Here is an 18,225-nt window from a genome sequence, read left to right as displayed (position 1 = left end):
GCTCGTTTACAGCGTCGGCTCCTGCGGAGGGAGCGGCGAAGCGGGCGGCGACAATACCTGATACGTCTGCACCGGCGCTCTCACGTTCGCCAGATCGAAGTGTTTTTTCACCATGCTGTCGAGGGCGAAGCGCACCGTCCACTGCTTCAGCGGCTGGGTGGTGAACGACACGCGCAGGGTAAAGGCAGTGTTCGTCAGCCCGACGATGCCCGCGAACGATGGTTCACCAATCACCAGCCCGCGAATATCCTCCATCTCCATCAGTTCGTTCACCGCATCCCGCAGCGCCTGCTTCGCCTTATCTGCATCTTCGTGACGATCGACATCATAATTCGCCACCACCGAACCAATGCCGCGCACAAAGTTGGCAAAGGTGGTGATCGATGACCACGGAATAATGTGGTACGCGCCGGTATCCTGACGCACACCGACGGAGCGAATCGACATCCTCTCGACCGTGCCGGTGAGCGGACCGATGGTCACCAGATCCCCGGTATTCATCCCGTTCTCAAACTGGATAAAAATGCCGGTGATAATATCCTTCACCAGCGTCTGCGAACCGAAGGAGATCGCCAGCCCCAGCGCACCGGCACCCGCCAGCAGCGGGGCGATATTCACGCCGATTTCCGACAGCACAATCATGATGGTGATGGTACTGATGATCACCGCCAGCGCGTTGCGGCACAGGGTTAGCAGCGTGCGGGCGCGGGCGCTCGGTAGCGGCCTGCCGTGGACATCCGACACCAGACGGTTTTCGATAAGGCTTGCCAGCAGCGTCCAGCCGACGGCGGAGAAAAACAGGATCAGCGCGATACGAATAAGAATATCAACGGTCTTTTCCCCCGCGCCGTTATGCAGCCAGTTCCAGAAATCAAACAGCCCCCACGCGTTCAGCAGCAGCATAATTGCCACGCAGACCGTCAGAATACGCGCCACCTTCAGGGATACGGTCATCCAGCCATTCACCCGCTTTTGCAGTTCCGGGTAGTTACGCTGAACCTGCGGCGACAGGGTGATCGTTTTCGACAGCCAGCGGGAAAGCAGGCCAGAGACAAAGGCCGCAATGCCGATAATCGCCAGGCTTTTGAACGTCGCCCCCATCATAAATTTCAGGCTATTGCCCGGGTCGAACAGGGAGAAGAAACAGAGCACAATAAAATAGGCGCTGGCCAGCCAGTGCCACACCAGCGCAAAGGCGCGAATAAAGAGGCTGAAAAAGGAGAGGGAGCGATCGGCCAGGTGCAGCAGGCTGTCGGTGATCGCTTTTTTATTGTGGAAGATGAGGTACAGCGCCCAGACGGTAATGCACAGCATGATCAGCACGTTCGCCAGCGCCCCGAACTGCACGTTAACCTGGTTGGAAATAATCGGCACGGCAACCAACAAGCCATAACCAATCAACCCGCTCAGCACGCTAAGCCGCACCGCCCAGTATTTGGCGCTCTGATCCGAAATGGCGAAGGGGCGAAGGTCCGGCACGCGTGGGCAGAAGATCAACCGCAGGAGGGCTTTAAAGAACTCAATCAGGGCAAACGCATTGAGGAACAGTCCCTGCTGAAACGCGATGGTTTTGTTTCCGGTATTAAGGCGGTCAGCCAGCAGCTGACCGACAAACAGCGTCAGGGCCAGCAGCAGCAAATCGATGACAAACGCCCCGGTAATCATTGCCGGAAGATGCAGCCAGCTGCTTTTATGCTGATTCTTTTTGCGTCCCCACTGTCCCATTTTCCGGTAAAGCGGCCAGACAGACAGGCGCAACAGCCAGTAAAAAATGAAGACGGCACCAGCCAGAATAGCAAACTGGGTGGCGGCGGCGGAAAAGGTGTGAGGATTAAAAGGCTTATGTGAGGTGCCAACCAGGTTGCGATAGAGCTGGGCAAAACGCGACGACAGGGCTTCCCCGTAGCGGCGACTGATGTCGGTGACGTTTTCCAGCACCGTTTTTTCTTCTTCGGCTTCCGGCGGCGCAATAGCAGGAACCGGATCTTGAGGCGGCGTGGCGGCCACCTTCCTCAGCTGATCGATCAGCTCCTGCCGGGACGTGTCGTTCTCAAGCACGTCGGCAAGCGCGCTGTAGGCAGCTTTTTTCTTTTCAGCATCCGGTTCTGGCGGCGCATTTTGCTGGGTGGCGGTGGCTCCGGTGGTGACGCCGGGAAGGGTTACGGCGAGCGACGGCGCGCTAAACAGGCTAAACAGGAGTAACAGGATCCACGGCACGGCGTCCTCCGACAAAAATATCGTGCAAAATGATAAGTATAGAGCGCGCGGAGCGGAGGGGAGTTTTTGGGAACAATCCGGCATAAAAAAGCCGGGCATGCCCGGCTCTGTGTGTGGTTATCAGGAGACGTGTTGCAGGAACTCCTGAAGGCGCTGGCTTGGTGGGTTCGCAATCAGCGTCTGCGGATTACCGTCTTCCGCGATGCGGCCCTTATCAATGAAGATCAGACGGGACGCCACTTTTTCGGCAAAGCCGATTTCGTGGGTAACGATGACCATCGTCATGCCTTCTTCCGCCAGATCCTGCATAACTTTCAGCACTTCGTGACGCAGCTCCGGGTCGAGTGCCGACGTTGGCTCATCGAACAGCATCATCTTTGGCTTCACCGCCAGCGCACGGGCAATGGCCACGCGCTGCTGCTGGCCGCCGGACAGCTCGGAAGGATAGTGGTGGGCACGCTCCGCCAGACCAACCTTCGCCAGCAGATCTTTTGCCAGCGCTTCCGCTGCCGCTTTGCTGGCCCCGCGCACGCGCAGAGGACCAAACATCACGTTTTCCAGCGCCGTGAGGTGCGGGAACAGGTAGAACTGCTGGAACACCATGCCCGCTTCCTGGCGGATCAGGCGCTCGTCCACTTTCGGATCGTTAACCTTCAGACCATCAACGATCAAATCGCCGCTGGTGATCTCCTCAAGCTTGTTAATGCAGCGCAGCAGGGTGGATTTTCCGGAACCCGACGGCCCGATGATCACCACCACTTCGCCCTGCCTGATGTTCAAATCGATATTGTGCAACACCTGGGTTGGGCCAAAGTGCTTGGAAACGTTTTTAAATTCAATCACAGGATTTTCATCCTTCTTTCAAGACGACGCAGAACAAAGCTCAGGACAAGCGTGATAATCAGGTAGACAACGGCGACCGCACTCCAGATTTCCAGGGCGCGGAAGTTACCCGCTATGATCTCCTGGCCCTGACGGGTCAGCTCGGCCACGCCGATAACAATAAACAGCGAGGTGTCTTTGATGCTGATGATCCACTGGTTACCCAGCGGCGGCAGCATGCGGCGCAGCGCCAGCGGCAGAATAACGTGGCGGATCGTTTCGCGACGGGAAAGACCTAACGCCAGGCCAGCTTCACTGAACCCTTTATGAATCGACAGCACCGCACCGCGGGTAATTTCCGCAATGTAGGCGCCGGAGTTGATCATGATGGTGACAACGGCTGCGCTGAACGGGTCAATGCGCAGGTCGGTGAAGGCCATCGGCAGGGCGAAGTAGATAAACATGACCTGCACCACAATGGGTGTGCCGCGGATCACTTCGATGAAAACCAGTGCGATGTGGTTTGCAATCCAGCCGCCGTAGGTACGAGCGAAACCGGCGACAAGACCGATAATCAACCCGCCAACCAGACCGAGGACCGAAATCCACAGGGTCATTTTAGCGCCTTCAAGCAAGAGTGGAATGGCAGGCCAGATGGCGCTCCAGTCAAACTGCATGATGTATTCCTGTATACCGTGGTGAAAAACGAAAAACGTAGGCCCGGTAAGCGTAAGCGCCACCGGGCGTTACAAACCTGAAGTCAGGTGAAATTATTTAGGCTCGGTACCGAACCATTTTTTGTAGATTTCGTTATAGGTGCCGTTCTCTTTCAGGGTTTTCAGCGCGCCGTTAACTTTGTTACGCAGGTCGTCGCTGCCTTTCGGGAATGCAATACCGTACTGCTGAGCTTCCAGAGAATCACCTACCGCTTTGAACTTGCCGTTACCGGCAGTTTTGATGAAGTAAAGGATGTTAGGCGTATCGTGCAGCACCGCATCCGCGCGGTTGGTGCCCAGTTCCATGTAAGCGTTGTCGATGTTCGGGAACTGACGCAGGTCTTTGGTTTTGATGTTGGCTTTCGCGTAATCAACTGAGCCAGTGCCGCTCTTCACGGCGACCACTTTACCGTCGAGATCTTTCACGCTTTTCACATCGTTGTTATCCGCTTTCACCATCACCAGCAGGCCGCTTTTGTAGTAGCCGTCAGAGAAATCGATGGCCTTTTTACGCTCTTCGGTAATGGTGATGCCTGCCAGCGCCAGGTCAACGTTTTTGGTTTGCAGTGCCGGGATAATGCCGCTGAAGTCCATTGGCTTCAGGGTGTAATCCAGTTTGAGTTCTTTTGCGACAGCGGCCCACAGATCCACGTCAAAACCAACGTATTTATCACCCTGTTTAAATTCAAACGGTACGAACGCCGTGTCCGTCGCCACAACCAGTTTGTCGGCAGCCTGCGAGGACACCGCAAACGCCAGGGTAAGTGCAGCCAGTGAAACTTTTAATACAGACTTCATAGCATTTCCTTTTATATCCACGGGGCGATCCCCTGCGAGAACCTCTGGCACAATGAAAAAATCATGCCAGTTTTACAAGCTGTTGTTTTGCAAAGGGGATGATGTCACGCATTGCACGAAAAGCGTGGCAATTCTGCCAGGTTGCACCAGAATGGAGCACCGTTTTGGTGCGCTTCGTTAAGGTCTTCTGACAGGGGGATATTTAGCGCAGAATCTGACGAAAAAACAATCTTCCGTTAACGGTTGTGTGAGGTGATTATTACATTTTTTTCACTTTTGCGGCCGTTGCGGGCAAAAGTGCGCACCATAAATGTGCAAAACCCCCGCCAGGGGCGAGGGTTATTCGGAAAATCCGCAGGGATTATTCGATGTTGGACTCAATGAACCACAGGAACTGATCCAGGTCACGTGATGCGGCAGTGAAGATATCAGCAGTATCTTCATCTTTGGCTTCGCCAATCGCTTTACGAACATCGTTCGCCACAATCGCGTAGCGGTCCGCCAGCTCTTTCAGGTGATCCTGAACGGTATGGATATCCAGCGGATAGCTTTTCAATGGCGTTTTGCTGTTGATCACCTGTGTGGTACCCAGTGCCACGCCACCCAGCTGTACGGCACGTTCGGCCATGGTATCCAGGTGAGTCACCAGTGCTGTGCGGAAGCCATCCAGCATTTCATGAACGGCAATAAAGTTTGCACCGCGCATATTCCAGTGAGCCTGTTTGGTGATCAGCGAAAGATCGATGAACTGGACCACCTGGCGATTCAGCAGCTCAATGGTCGCTTTTTTATCGCTATCCGATACATCGTTACGGGTATAAAGCAGATTAGACGCTTTCGTTTTCACCAGTTTAGCGGTACTCATAATCTCATATCCTCTTGATGTTTGTGTCCCAGGTAATTACGGGACTAAGTATAGCACCGGATTTTTTCTCTGCGGTTTGGCTCTGCCTATTGGTTTAATAGTGAAAGTAAGATTGTATTATCAACTTATTGAAAAATAAGTAGTTTATTAAAGTTGATACAGATCAATCTTAATTCATTCTTCGGGAAGCCGGGCAGGTGAAATATTTTGGCAATACAAGATAGTTTGTAAGAAATTATTTGAAGTACTGACGAGGCGTATATTCTGCATGGCGGGTTAGCCATGCAGAATTTAAGGCCTAGTTGAGATCGATTTTTTGCACTTTAGGTTCCGGGCGCATGGTCAGGGTGGAGCCCATTGACGCCGCGATAATGGAACAGAGCGCCAGCGTTTGTACCAGGGTCAGGGTTTCACCGAGGAAAATCATTCCTGAGATGGCGGCCAGCGCGGGCTCCATGCTCATGAGCGTACCAAAAATGCGTGTGGGCAGGCGCGTCAGGGCGATCATCTCCAGAGAGTAGGGCAGGGCCGTAGAGAGAATGGCAACCGCCAGACCAACCGGCAGGATTGACCACTGCCATATTGAATCTGTCGCTTGTGCCATTCCGATTGGGACAAAGATTACGGCGGCAATTAGTGAGCCTAAGGCGACCGTCGCGGGGCCGTGCTCTTCGCCCGCACGCTGGCCAGTGAGAATATACACCGCCCAGCATGCCCCCGCGCCCAGCGCCAGAGCTGCCCCTGTCAAATCGATTTGTGAAACGCTTTGCCCGAGCGGCAGCAGGAACCATAGCCCCAGCACGGCCAGTATGACCCAGATAAAATCTACCGGACGACGAGAAGAGAAGAGGGCAACCGCCAGCGGGCCGGTAAATTCAAGCGCGACCGCGATCCCCAGCGGGATAGTCTGAATAGAGAGATAGAACATGTAGTTCATCCCTCCCAGTGCCAGCCCATAAAAAAGCAAAGGCAGTCGCTGCTCCTTTTTAAACCGTAGCCGCCAGGGTTTAAAGATAACCACGAGGATCAGGGTGCCTAATGCGATACGCAGCGCCGTGACGCCGGGCGCACCAACCAGCGGAAACAGCGATTTTGCCAGCGACGCGCCGCTTTGTATGGACATCATCGCGATAAGTATAACTGCCACCGGCATCCAGACCGACGATTTACGGGGTAAACCTGGCATCCTTTCTCCTGTCAATTTTTGTCAAAAGAGGTAAAAGTGGCAGTGTAATGGAAATAAGCTGCGACGGTTGAGCTACTGTTGAAAAAAATCCAGGGAAAATCCGTAAAATGAGGAAAGGTTGATGCTTTTATCGCCTGAAAGATTAGGAATAATCTGGATGAACTTTCTGGCGATGACGCGCACTATTAGCGTTTGAAGGTGAAAATCTGGAGTTATTTTAACAAGATAGCTGGTGCTGGAAATGTTCTGTTACAGGAAAGGTCGCATTAGACATCGTGAATGACAAAGAGTTTCACAGATTTTTTTGATATATTTAAAACTTACGGACTTACTTGAAGCACATTTGAGGTGGTTATGAAAAAAATTGCATGTCTTTCAGCACTGGCAGCTGTTCTGGCTGTTTCCGCAGGTACCGCTGTAGCGGCAACTTCTACTGTAACTGGTGGTTACGCTCAGAGCGATATGCAGGGCGTGATGAACAAAACCAACGGTTTCAACCTGAAGTACCGTTACGAGCAAGACAACAACCCGCTGGGTGTGATCGGTTCTTTCACTTACACCGAGAAAGATCGTACTGAAAATGGCTCTTACAATAAAGGTCAGTACTACGGCATCACCGCGGGTCCTGCTTACCGCCTGAATGACTGGGCAAGCATCTACGGTGTTGTAGGTGTTGGCTACGGTAAATTCCAGCAGACCGAAAACCAGGGTCTGAACCGTACTGCAAGCAACAGCGACTATGGTTTCTCCTATGGCGCAGGTATGCAGTTCAACCCAATCGAAAACGTTGCTCTGGACTTCTCCTATGAGCAGAGCCGTATCCGCAACGTTGACGTTGGCACCTGGATCGCGGGCGTAGGTTACCGCTTCTAATCACTTCGGTGAGCCAGTAAAAAATCCGCCCAATGTGGCGGATTTTTTTTGTTTGTACCCTCTCCCCGTGGGAGAGGACCAGGGTGAGCATCAGCCCGCACGAAACGGCAGAAATTACTTACTCTTAATATCGAAAATATCCGTCCCCAGATGGTTATAGTCGACTTTCTGTAACTTAAAGTTGGTAATGTAGACTGGTGGGCCCTTCTTCCCGGAGATAAACGGGTAATCATTTTTTATTTCTTTTGCCTTAATCCCCGTCCACTGTGAGAAGAATTTCAGGAAATCGTTCGCGGAACGGCGCGCTTTTATAATGCGATGCGTTTTGTCATCACTCGACAGCACCATAAACGGTACCTGGAAGTTCTGCTGGAACTTGTCATCGTGGGCCAGATACTGCACCTCTTTACCGCGCTCCTTAAACGCCAGACCATGGTCAGAGAAATAGACCATCGAGAAGCTGTCGCCGCTGTTGCGCAACTGCCCGTACAGCTTGCTGAGGAGATCGTCGGTTTGCGTCATGGTGTAGAGGTAGCAGGACGTCTCTTTGGATTGCACAAACTCCGCATATTTTTCCCCGGTACGATCGCATGCCTGCGGGTGTGACCCCATCAGGTGCAGGACAATCAGCTGCGGCTGGGTGCGCTGGGTGGCAAAGACCTGCGCCGTCATTTTTAGCAACGCTTCATCTTTTGTGTTTTTATCGGCTTCGAAATCACCGCTTTTCAGGAACTGTACCTCGTCGGCACGCTTCGCGATGCTGGCGATGGCGGTATCATATTCGCCGATCTGTCCCTGATTAGAGAACCACCATGTCTGAAAACCTGCCCGGTTGGCCAGGGTGACAAAATTATCCTGAAACTGCGGTTTTCCATCCACCACGCGGTTGAGCGTCAGACCGAGTGATTTCTGCGTCGAGCCGCTGGCCGCCACGTAGTCGGTAAACAGCGTACCGTTAACGACGCTGGCAAACGGCGTGTTATCCCAGTGACCGCCAAACGCGCCGAGCGCATCGCGACGCGCGCTTTCTCCGATCACCACCACGTAGGTGTGATACTTTGGTTTCACCGCCAGCACGTTCCAGGTGTCTTTCATGGTGGAAAGCTCGGCCATACGTGCCTGCTCGTCGAGCACTTCCTCGTTATTCACCACCACGTCTTTGACGAAGCGAAACACCGGATACCCGGTATCTTTAAGCTTAAACACGCCGCCCCAGGCCATATTTTGTACCGGCGCAACAAAAAACGTCACCACGCTAAAGGCCAGGCACAGGCTTTCAATTTTACCCCATGCTTTTTTCCCGACGGGCTTACGGCGAACCGCAATCACGCCGAGGGCAAAAATGAAAAGGCCAACCACGTAGTTGTACCACGGAAAGATCGTCAGGATCTCTGTGGACTCTTCCATATTGGTGGAGTGGAGCGCCAGCAGGGTATTAAAGTTTGGCGCGCCATAGGCCTGGCCAAACGGGAAATAGGCGGCAGCAACCAGAGAACAAATCCCGATAAGCACCTTCTGCATGCGCGGTGCGCTTCGCCAGAGAAGGTGAAGAATACAGGTGAACCCGACGGCATAAAGCAGGCTAAAGGGGTAGCCAAGAGCAAAGTTAATCAACAGCGATTGCAAAAAATAGAATCCCGTCCACGGGCTTAAGCCCCGGCTGCGGGTAACAAGTGTATCAATCAGGGTTACGTTCATAGATCACTATCACGAAAACGCCATGTGCTCACCCTGGCGTCAAGGGTCAAAGCCTGCCGGACAGTGCGTGGAAAGGGAATGAGAGGTCCGCTTCAGCGAGCCGCAAATTGTGCAGGGCTGCAAGAAGATAGTGCGAGCGTGAATTAAGGTCAACAGTTGCTAAACAGATGTTTTGCGAAGGGGGCTGCAAATACGCAAAAATAATCGGGAACAGGCCAGCTTACCGCGAAAGTGTGACAGGAAAATGAAGCGGCGTACCGCGACGCCGCTTAGTGGGAAGAGTTGTCGTCCTGCTGGGGTTTGGCGTTAAACATATCGCACAGCATGTTCAACAGCATCAGGCGCACTTTAAAAGGAGAGTGGGTAAACACGTTCATACACCTCTTGAATTCATTCATAAGACCTCCTGATTCATGATCCCTTCGATCCGTGAAGGGTGACTGCATTACATACAGATATAGCACAGGCTATATTGTATAGCTATGGCTAATTCGTTAATTTTTTGTGCTTGTAGAGCTATGGTTTACAATGTGCGCTCCGTTACAGGGCGCTGGAAGCGTCAACCCCATTGAGGAAGCACAATGAACCGTCGCGCAGGTAAGCCAACAACAAAAAAAACGACGCAACTGGTGAACGTTGAAGAGCATGTGGAAGGCTTCCGCCAGGTGCGCGAGGCGCATCGCCGGGAGCTGATTGATGATTATGTCGAACTGATCTCTGATCTGATTCGTGAGGTTGGAGAAGCGCGCCAGGTGGATATGGCCGCACGCCTTGGGGTGTCGCAGCCAACCGTTGCCAAAATGTTAAAACGTCTGGCGTCGGTCGGGCTGATCGAGATGATCCCCTGGCGCGGGGTGTTTCTCACCGCTGAAGGCGAAAAACTGGCGCAGGAGAGCCGCGAGCGCCATCAGATCGTCGAGAATTTTTTACTGGTGCTGGGCGTCAGCCCGGAAATTGCCCGTCGGGATGCCGAAGGTATGGAACACCACGTCAGCGAAGAGACGCTGGTGAAGTTCCGCGAATTTACACTCAAATACGGTCCCTCCGCTGAATGAACATCCCCGGCTTGCAGGCCCTGAAACGCGATCGCTTTTTCCATCTTTTACTTATCACTGGCGTTGGGCTCAGCGTCTTTGTGCCCTTCACGCCGCACACCTGGCCGGCGGCCATAGACTGGCGCACCATTATTACCCTGAGCGGTTTGATGATGCTCACCAAAGGCGTGGAGCTGAGCGGCTATTTTGACGTGCTGGGGCGCAAAATGGTGCGCCGCTTCGCCACCGAGCGCAAGCTGGCCCTGTTCATGGTCTTTTCGGCGGCGCTGCTGTCGACGTTTCTCACTAATGACGTGGCGTTGTTTATCGTGGTGCCGCTTACGCTCACGCTGCGTAAGCTGTGCGAAATACCGGTTACCCGTCTGATTATCTTTGAAGCGCTGGCCGTCAATGCGGGCTCGCTGCTCACGCCGATCGGTAACCCGCAGAACATTCTGCTGTGGGGACGCTCCGGCCTGTCGTTTACCGCATTTACCGGGCAGATGGCGCCGTTGGCGCTGGCGATCGTGGCGTCGCTGCTGGCGGTGGGCTGGTTTGCTTTCCCGAATAAATCGTTGCAGTACCACAGCGGTACAACCGGGCCCCAGTGGCAGCCGCGTCTCGTCTGGAGCTGCCTGGGGCTGTATATCGTTTTTCTTATCGCGCTGGAGTTAAACCAGGCGCTGGCTGGCGCGCTGCTGGTGGCGTGCGGCTTCCTGTTCCTCGCCCGGCGGGTGCTGGTGAGCGTTGACTGGACGCTGCTGCTGGTGTTTATGGCGATGTTTATTGACGTCCATCTGCTGATCCAGCTCCCGGTATTGCAGAACGTTCTCCATAGCGTTGGCGGTCTGTCGCAGCCGGGATTATGGCTGACGGCGATTGGTCTCTCGCAGGTGATCAGTAACGTGCCGTCCACCATTTTGCTGCTTAACTATGTTCCCCCTACGGTACTGCTGGCGTGGGCGGTCAATGTCGGCGGCTTTGGGCTGCTGCCCGGCTCGCTGGCTAACCTCATCGCCCTGCGGATGGCCAACGATCGCCGCATCTGGTGGCGCTTCCATTTATGGTCAATCCCGATGCTGCTCTGGTCAGCGGCGGTCGGTTTCGGACTATTCCTTCTCATATAGTGCGCAATTTGTCAGTTTTTCCTGGCAAATGTATAGCAACGTCCTAGCTTTAGTGAACGGCATAGTGTGATGCCGCTCACTGACAGGACCGTTGCTGAACTATGGCAGAAAATCAAAACCCACCTGCTGACGAGCAGGATCAAAACAATAACGAGCGCAAGCGCCCGGGGAAAAAACCGTTAATTATCCTTGGTATCGTGGTCATCGTGATGGTGATTGTGGCGCTGGTCTGGTGGTTTTTAACCCGTAACGAAGAGACCACCGACGACGCCTTTACCGATGGCGACGTAGTGACCATTGCCCCAAAAACGGCAGGCTACGTCACAGAACTTCGCGTACGGGATAACCAGCGCGTGAAAAAAGGGGATGTGCTGGTGGTGATCGATCCGCGTGATACCACCGCCCAGCGCGATCAGGCTCAGGCCCAGCTTGAGCTGGCGGTTGCGCAGTTGCATCAGGCGCAGGCGCAGCTGGCGCTCTCGAAGGTGCAATATCCCGCCCAGCGTGATGAAGCCAAAGCCCAGGTACTTAAAGCCCAGGCGGATATGGCCAACGCGCAGGCGGAGTACCGCCGTCAGCGCGGCGTTGACCCGCGCGCGACCACGCAACAAAGTATCGATGCCGCGAACGCTCAGCTGCGCAGCGCGCAGGCGGGGCTGGCCAGCGCCCAGGCGCAGCTGGAGGTGGCGGAGCAGGTCCAGCTGCAAATCCGCCAGCAGGAGACCAACGTCGAAGCCCGCGAACGGCAGGTCGATCAGGCCAGAGCGCAGCTGGAAACCGCCAACCTGAACCTCTCTTATACCGAAGTCCGCGCCCCGTTCGACGGTTTCGTCACTAAACGCAACGTCCAGCCCGGTACGCTGGTGCAGGCCGGCACGGCGCTGTTCTCGCTGGTTTCCCCGAACGTGTGGGTGGTGGCGAATTTCAAGGAGTCGCAGCTTGAGCGCATGAAGCCGGGCGACAAAGTGACCGTGTCCGTCGATGCCTGGCCGGATATGGAGCTGGAAGGCCATATCGACAGCATCCAGCAGGGCAGCGGCTCGCGCTTCTCCGCCTTCCCGTCGGAAAACGCCACCGGTAACTTTGTGAAGATCGTTCAGCGCGTACCGGTGAAAATCGTGATTGATAAAGGGCTGGATCCGAACAAGCCGCTGCCGCTGGGGCTGTCGGTTGAACCGAAGGTCACCGTGGAATGACGGATCACAGCCACGATAACTGGAAGCCCGCCAGTAACCCGTGGGCGGTGGCGATTGTGGTCACCCTGGCGGTGTTTATGGAAATTCTGGACACCACCATCGTCAACGTGGCGCTGCCCCACGTCGCGGGGTCGCTCTCGGCCAGCTATGACGAATCCACCTGGGTGCTCACCAGCTACCTGGTGGCGAACGGCATCGTGCTGCCGATTTCGGCCTTTCTCAGCCGCCTGTTTGGCCGCAAACAGTTCTTCCTGATCTGCATTGTGATGTTCACCATCTGCTCGTTCCTGTGCGGTATCGCCACCGAGCTATGGCAAATCATCCTGTTCCGCGTGATGCAGGGGTTCTTTGGCGGCGGGTTGCAGCCTACCCAGCAGTCGGTGCTACTCGACTACTTTAAGCCGGAGGACAGGGGCAAAGCCTTTGGCCTTTCATCCATTGCCATTATCGTCGCGCCGGTGCTCGGCCCCACGCTGGGGGGCTGGATCACCGATAACTACTCCTGGCGCTGGGTGTTCTTTATCAATATCCCGGTAGGGATTGTGACGGTGCTGGCCATCTATCAGCTGCTGGAAGATCCGCCGTGGGAGAAAAAGTCGGAAGAGAAGCTCACCGTCGACTGGACGGGGATCGGCCTGATCGCCCTCGGTCTTGGCTGTTTGCAGGTGATGCTCGACCGGGGCGAAGATGATGACTGGTTTTATTCGAACTTTATCCGCACCTTCGCAGTACTGACGCTGGTCGGTATTATCGGCGCGATCTACTGGCTGATGTATGCCAGAAAGCCGGTGGTGGATCTGCACTGTATGAAGGACCGCAACTTTGCGATCTCCAGCCTGCTGATGGCGGGGATGGCGATGATCCTGTACGGCAGTTCGGTGGTTATTCCGCAGCTGGCGCAGCAGGATTTGGGCTATACCGCCACCTGGTCCGGGCTGGTGCTCTCGCCCGGCGCGGTGCTGATTGTGCTGACCATCCCGCTGGTGCTGAAGCTGATGCCGGTGGTGCAGACGCGCTGGATCATCGCCTTCGGCTTTACCTGCCTGGCGGTGTCGTTCTTCTGGTCCCGCACGCTGACGCCGGATATCGATTTCGAAACGCTGGTGCTGTTCCGCAGCGCTCAGTCGATTGGACTGGGGTTCCTGTTTGTGCCCCTCACCACAATTGCTTTTATCTCTATCCCGAGGCGGCTTAACGCCGACGCGGCGGCGCTGTTTACCATGTTCCGCAACGTGGCCGGCTCGATTGGGATTTCGCTCTCGACGGCGGCGATCACCGAGCGCTCGCAGGCGCACAGCGCGCATCTGGCTTACCACGCTTCGCCGTTTAACGAGCAATTCCAGCTGGCGATTCGCGAAAGCGCCCAGGCGATCCAGAACTTCACCACTCAGGTGGGCGATCCGACCGGCATTGCCACCGGACGGATGTACCAGACGATGATCGAGCAGTCGCGCTTTCTGGCCTACATTGACGTCTTCACCATTCTGAGCGCGGTGGCCTTATTACTGATTCCGTTTTGTTTATTGCTCTCGCCGGTTAAGAGCGAGGGGAGTGCAGGAGCACACTGATGATACACAGACGTTTACACCCCCTGATGATAATGATGCTGCTGGTGGGTTGCGCCGTCGGGCCGGACTACCAACAGCCTGCACCGCTCGCCACCACGCACTGGAACGATAAGGGCGACAGCGCGGTGAAATCGCAAACTTCCTCCGCCGCCACTAACCCGCGCTGGTGGAAAACCTTCGGCTCGCCGCAGCTCGACAGCCTGATTGAACGCGCCATCGCCGGAAATCTGACGCTACAGCAAACCGTATTACGCATTGCCGGGGCGCGCGAACAGATTAACCAGGCCGGCGGGGCGTTTTTCCCGTCGGTGAATGGCAATGTGCAGGCGACGCGCCAGCAGCTTGGGCTGGAAGGGGAGCTAAAATCCCACGGTGTGTACGACCAGTTGAATAATGTCGATCCTGAACTGCGGGGCGCGTTAGGCCCGCTGACGCAGCCGATTAACCTCTATCAGGGCAGCTTCGACGCCCAGTGGGAAATCGACCTGTGGGGCAAGGTGCGCCGTCAGGTAGAAGCGGCCGAGGCGCAGCAGCGGGCAGCGATCGAGCAGCGTAACGATGCGCTGGTCTCGCTGGAAGCCGAAGTGGCGCGGGCGTGGCTACAGCTGCGTGGGGCGCAGAGCATCATTGCCACGCTTAATACGCAAATTGAAAGCGCACAGCAGACGCTGGAGCTGACCGAAAGCCGCCAGCGGGGCGGGCTGTCGCCGCAGATGGACGTGGAGAACGCCCGGGCGCAGCTGGGCAATCTTGAAGCCCAGCTGCCGCAGTATCAGGCGCAGGAACGCCAGGCGATGAACGGGCTGGCGATCCTCCTTGGTAAGCCGCCGGGCGCGCTGGATGCCGAACTGCAATCCGTACAGCCGATGCCTGCCCTGCCGGATATTGTGCAGACCGGTATTCCGTCCACCCTCGCACGCCGTCGCCCGGACGTGCGCGAAGCGGAGGCGAATCTCCATGCCGCCACGGCGCAGATTGGCGTCTCGGTGGCAGAGCTGTTCCCGAGCTTTACCCTCTCCGGGCAGTTTGGCTTGCGCAACAGCGAATCCAACTGGCTAACCGACTGGAGCAGCCACTTCTACAGCTTTGGCCCGCAGGTTTCCATACCGATTTTCCAGGGCGGACGGCTGGTCTCCAGCGTTAAGGTGGCGCGCGCGCAGCAGGGGGCGGCGGTGCTGGACTATCGTCAGACGGTGCTGACGGCGCTCGGCGACGTTGAAAACGCGCTGGTGAGCTATCGCACCGACCAGCAGCGTGAAGCGGGCCTGGCGAAAACCATCGACGCGCTGCAAAACGCCTTTGATCTCGCCAGCGACAGCTACCGGCAGGGGATCGCCAGCTTTATTGACGTGCTGGACGCCCAGAGTCAGCTCGCTCAGGCCGAACAGCAGCGGGCGCAGGCGCAGGTGCAGAGCGCGCTTGATCTGGTGGCGCTCTACAAAGCCCTCGGCGGCGGCTGGGAGCCGTATCAGCAGGTGCGGCTGCCAGACTACAGCGTCTTTGGCGACGCCCCGCGCGGATAATCTTTTAACAGCGATGACTCTGGCCGGATCCGCGCAGCGAATCCGGCCTTTTTATTGGGCGCGAAATTAATATTTTGGCCGGACAAATTTAAGCATTATTTAACCAACATCAGGTTAATGACTGGCACAATAATTCCGTTCTTACTTACTTAAGGGAACTAAGAATGAGTTGGAATAAAGATGTTGCTGTTTCGTATCTCCGTTCACACGCGCTGGGGCACTCTCATAGTGAATGTGCTAAGTTTACCCGTCTGGCGATTCTGGCTGGAGGTGTTAAGGTGCCTAATACAGATTATGCAAAAGATTATGGGGCGGAATTATTACGTGCTGGATTCCGTGAGCTGCCGCCCGGTTCGACTTTAATAGCTGGCGATGTGGCTGTGATACAGCCTTATCCCGGAGGAAACGGCATAGGTCACATGACTATGTATGACGGCACGCAGTGGATTTCTGATTTTGTTCAAAAAAGCATGTATCCGGGGCCTGGGTACCGCAAAATGCAACCATCATTTAAAATTTACAGGATGCATTGATGAAAAGGATATTTTTATCAGTCGCTATGTTGCTGGTGGGATGTAGTTCTGCTGCCAGTCAAGAGCAGAGTGCGAAAGATACTACCGTATCATTTTATAAATCCTATCTTTGTGCATTCGGCAGTAATGAAGCCAGGCCCTATCCTGCCGACGAACTGCGTAAATATGTTTCTGCTGATACTATTGCTCGCATTGGTGCTATTCAGGAAATCCCGGAACAAGAATTAATAGAGTCTGACTATTTTACGTATACCCAGGATTACGCCCGCGAATGGATACCTGCGTTACGGGTGGAAAACGCAAGGCCATTTTTAAACGGGGAAGTAGTCCAGGTGATGGAAGGGGCAGGTGGCGGGAGGAGCATTCACCTTGAAGTATTTCTTCGTCGTGAAGATGATGCATGGAAAATCTACCGCGTTCGTGACTTAACGAACAATCACGAGCATCCCATATTCAATGCCGGAGCAATTGCCCAGGCAAAAATTGCAGCCGAAAGCGGGCTTTAAACGTTAAACAGGAACTTAGCCTCGGCAACTGCCGGGGCTTTTTATTTCCATCAACCTCACAAAAAACGATCCACACCTTTGATCGATATTTCATCTTCGCCTATATGACTAGTCATGAAATTTAAATGACTAGTCATAAAGGGAGCAACCATGAACAAATCACTGCCAGCCAACTTTTTATGGGGCAACTCGGTATCCAGCATGCAGACGGAAGGGGCCTGGAATGAGGGCGGGAAGGGGATGTCGGTGTATGACATTCGGGAAGCCGGTGAAAACATCTCTGACTGGAAAGTGGCGACCGACTCCTACCACCGGTACCGGGAAGATTTCGACCTGATGCAGGATCTGGGCATGAACTGCTACCGCTTCCAGATCTCCTGGAGCCGCATCTGCCCGCAGGGTGACGGCGAGTTCAACGACGAGGGCATCGCCTTTTACGACCGCTTTATTGACGATTTGCTCGCCCGCGGTATCGAGCCGATGGTCTGTCTCTACCACTTCGATATGCCGCTGGCGCTGGCGCAAGAGTACAACGGCTTCATCGATCGCCGCGTGGTGGACGCCTTTATCCGCTACGGCAAAAAGATGATCGACTGCTTCGCTGACCGGGTGAAGTACTGGCTGACCTTCAACGAGCAGAACATTTTCCATATGCCGGAAGCTTTTCGCATTTCCGGTTACATGAAAGGTGAGCAAACCCTGCGCGAGCTGTATGAGCTTCAGCACCATGCGATGGTGGCGCACATGACTCTGACCGAATACCTGCACCAGACTAAGCCGGGCAAGCTGATGGGCGGCATGCTGGCGCACCAGCTGATTTATCCGGCCACCTGCAAACCGCGCGATATCTTCTGCGCCCAGCAGTACGACGAATTCCTCAACCAGAACCTGCTGCGCGTCTTCGCGGGCCAGGGCTACAGCCCGGCGGTAATGGCGGTGGTGGAGCAGGAGGGCTTCGGCGATATCTACCGCGCAGACGATCTCGCGCTGTTTGCGCGCACGAAGAACGACTTTATGGCCTTCAGCTACTACGCCAGCAAAACGCTGGACAGCGATGCCATCCCGGAAGGCACGCCGGTTAACTATTACCTGCTGCACGGCGAGAAAAACAATCCGTACCTGAAGGCCACCGAGTGGAACTGGCAGATCGATCCGCTGGGCTTTCGCACCATCATCACCCGCTACGCCAACGACTGGCGGATGCCGGTATTCCCGATTGAGAACGGTATTGGGGTGATTGAGTCCTGGGATGGCCTGAATCCGGTTGAGGACACCTACCGCATCGACTACCACCGGGCGCACATCGAGGCGATGAAAGCGGCAATATTCGAGGATGGGGCAGAGGTGATGGGCTATCTCGGCTGGGGGTTGATTGACATTCTCAGCTCCCAGGGCGACATGCGCAAGCGCTACGGCGTGGTCTACGTCAACCGTGAAAATCACGACCTGAAAGACCTGAAGCGCGTGCCGAAGAAGAGCTACGCGTGGTTAAAACAGGTTATCCATACCAACGGACGCGAGATGTAAGCCGTACGCTGCCGGGCCGTTTTTGTGACTGATTAA

General features: G+C 55.1%; 17 protein-coding genes. 9 read left to right on the top strand and 8 right to left on the bottom strand.

The features are described from left to right. Nucleotides 1-6: 6 nt before the first annotated feature. The 6 genes from ybiO to rhtA form a co-directional block, all read right to left on the bottom strand. Nucleotides 7-2,217 carry a mechanosensitive channel protein gene (gene ybiO / locus ACOTX1_RS04630; protein ID WP_023315681.1) on the bottom strand — a complete coding sequence of 737 codons (2,211 nt, stop codon included), beginning with the start codon at nt 2,215-2,217 and terminating at the stop codon, nt 7-9. 120 nt (nt 2,218-2,337) lie between these two features. Next, nucleotides 2,338-3,060 carry a glutamine ABC transporter ATP-binding protein GlnQ gene (glnQ, locus tag ACOTX1_RS04625; RefSeq protein ID WP_003858465.1) on the bottom strand — a complete coding sequence of 241 codons (723 nt, stop codon included), beginning with the start codon at nt 3,058-3,060 and terminating at the stop codon, nt 2,338-2,340. Then, nucleotides 3,057-3,716 carry a glutamine ABC transporter permease GlnP gene (gene glnP / locus ACOTX1_RS04620; protein WP_003858462.1) on the bottom strand — a complete coding sequence of 220 codons (660 nt, stop codon included), beginning with the start codon at nt 3,714-3,716 and terminating at the stop codon, nt 3,057-3,059. The genes glnQ and glnP overlap by 4 nt, the downstream gene beginning before the upstream one ends. A 93-nt stretch (nt 3,717-3,809) precedes the next feature. Next, nucleotides 3,810-4,553, bottom strand: coding sequence for a glutamine ABC transporter substrate-binding protein GlnH (gene glnH / locus ACOTX1_RS04615; protein WP_003858455.1), 744 nt, complete (start codon nt 4,551-4,553; stop codon nt 3,810-3,812). 361 nt (nt 4,554-4,914) lie between these two features. Then, nucleotides 4,915-5,418, bottom strand: a complete 504-nt coding sequence (gene dps, locus ACOTX1_RS04610; RefSeq protein WP_000100801.1) for a DNA starvation/stationary phase protection protein Dps — start codon at nt 5,416-5,418, stop codon at nt 4,915-4,917. A gap of 298 nt (nt 5,419-5,716) precedes the next feature. Beyond that, nucleotides 5,717-6,604 carry a threonine/homoserine exporter RhtA gene (rhtA, locus tag ACOTX1_RS04605; protein WP_022650655.1) on the bottom strand — a complete coding sequence of 296 codons (888 nt, stop codon included), beginning with the start codon at nt 6,602-6,604 and terminating at the stop codon, nt 5,717-5,719. 354 nt (nt 6,605-6,958) lie between these two features. On the opposite strand from rhtA, the gene ompX reads away from it, so the two are divergent. Continuing rightward, nucleotides 6,959-7,477: an outer membrane protein OmpX gene (gene ompX / locus ACOTX1_RS04600; RefSeq protein WP_003858450.1), complete on the top strand. Its 519-nt coding sequence runs from the start codon at nt 6,959-6,961 to the stop codon at nt 7,475-7,477. A gap of 114 nt (nt 7,478-7,591) precedes the next feature. On the opposite strand, the gene ACOTX1_RS04595 is transcribed toward ompX, so the two are convergent. Further along, nucleotides 7,592-9,175: a phosphoethanolamine transferase gene (locus ACOTX1_RS04595; protein ID WP_023315682.1), complete on the bottom strand. Its 1,584-nt coding sequence runs from the start codon at nt 9,173-9,175 to the stop codon at nt 7,592-7,594. A gap of 269 nt (nt 9,176-9,444) precedes the next feature. Continuing rightward, nucleotides 9,445-9,573 (bottom strand): manganase accumulation protein MntS, encoded by a 129-nt coding sequence (mntS, locus tag ACOTX1_RS04590; RefSeq protein WP_017384915.1) that lies wholly within the window; start codon nt 9,571-9,573, stop codon nt 9,445-9,447. A 183-nt stretch (nt 9,574-9,756) separates the two neighbouring features. On the opposite strand from mntS, the gene mntR reads away from it, so the two are divergent. From mntR to ACOTX1_RS04550, 8 genes are all read left to right on the top strand, one after another. Next, nucleotides 9,757-10,230 carry a manganese-binding transcriptional regulator MntR gene (gene mntR, locus ACOTX1_RS04585; protein ID WP_022650657.1) on the top strand — a complete coding sequence of 158 codons (474 nt, stop codon included), beginning with the start codon at nt 9,757-9,759 and terminating at the stop codon, nt 10,228-10,230. After that, complete coding sequence (locus tag ACOTX1_RS04580) at nt 10,227-11,336, top strand: anion transporter (protein WP_023315683.1); 1,110 nt, start codon at nt 10,227-10,229, stop codon at nt 11,334-11,336. The genes mntR and ACOTX1_RS04580 overlap by 4 nt, the downstream gene beginning before the upstream one ends. Nucleotides 11,337-11,437: 101 nt before the next feature. Next, a complete protein-coding gene (locus ACOTX1_RS04575; protein ID WP_263521492.1) occupies nt 11,438-12,532 on the top strand; it encodes an HlyD family secretion protein in 1,095 nt (364 codons plus the stop codon). Then, nucleotides 12,529-14,100, top strand: a complete 1,572-nt coding sequence (locus tag ACOTX1_RS04570; protein ID WP_015571056.1) for a DHA2 family efflux MFS transporter permease subunit — start codon at nt 12,529-12,531, stop codon at nt 14,098-14,100. Before ACOTX1_RS04575 ends, ACOTX1_RS04570 begins: the two co-directional genes overlap by 4 nt. Beyond that, nucleotides 14,100-15,623 carry an efflux transporter outer membrane subunit gene (locus ACOTX1_RS04565; protein ID WP_023315685.1) on the top strand — a complete coding sequence of 508 codons (1,524 nt, stop codon included), beginning with the start codon at nt 14,100-14,102 and terminating at the stop codon, nt 15,621-15,623. Before ACOTX1_RS04570 ends, ACOTX1_RS04565 begins: the two co-directional genes overlap by 1 nt. A 164-nt stretch (nt 15,624-15,787) precedes the next feature. Continuing rightward, complete coding sequence (locus ACOTX1_RS04560; RefSeq protein ID WP_032628178.1) at nt 15,788-16,156, top strand: hypothetical protein; 369 nt, start codon at nt 15,788-15,790, stop codon at nt 16,154-16,156. Further along, the gene (locus tag ACOTX1_RS04555) at nt 16,156-16,662 is read left to right on the top strand and encodes a YbjP/YqhG family protein (RefSeq protein WP_023315687.1); all 507 of its coding nucleotides are present in this window, start codon (nt 16,156-16,158) and stop codon (nt 16,660-16,662) included. Before ACOTX1_RS04560 ends, ACOTX1_RS04555 begins: the two co-directional genes overlap by 1 nt. 150 nt (nt 16,663-16,812) lie before the next feature. Beyond that, complete coding sequence (locus ACOTX1_RS04550) at nt 16,813-18,189, top strand: glycoside hydrolase family 1 protein (RefSeq protein WP_023315688.1); 1,377 nt, start codon at nt 16,813-16,815, stop codon at nt 18,187-18,189. Nucleotides 18,190-18,225 lie beyond the last annotated feature (36 nt).

The organism is Enterobacter cloacae complex sp. IR5401, assembly GCF_049238425.1.
GTDB classification, from domain to species: domain Bacteria; phylum Pseudomonadota; class Gammaproteobacteria; order Enterobacterales; family Enterobacteriaceae; genus Enterobacter; species Enterobacter hormaechei_C.
The sequence above is the reverse complement of the archived record's forward strand: the minus strand, read 5'-3'. Positions and strand labels throughout refer to the sequence as shown.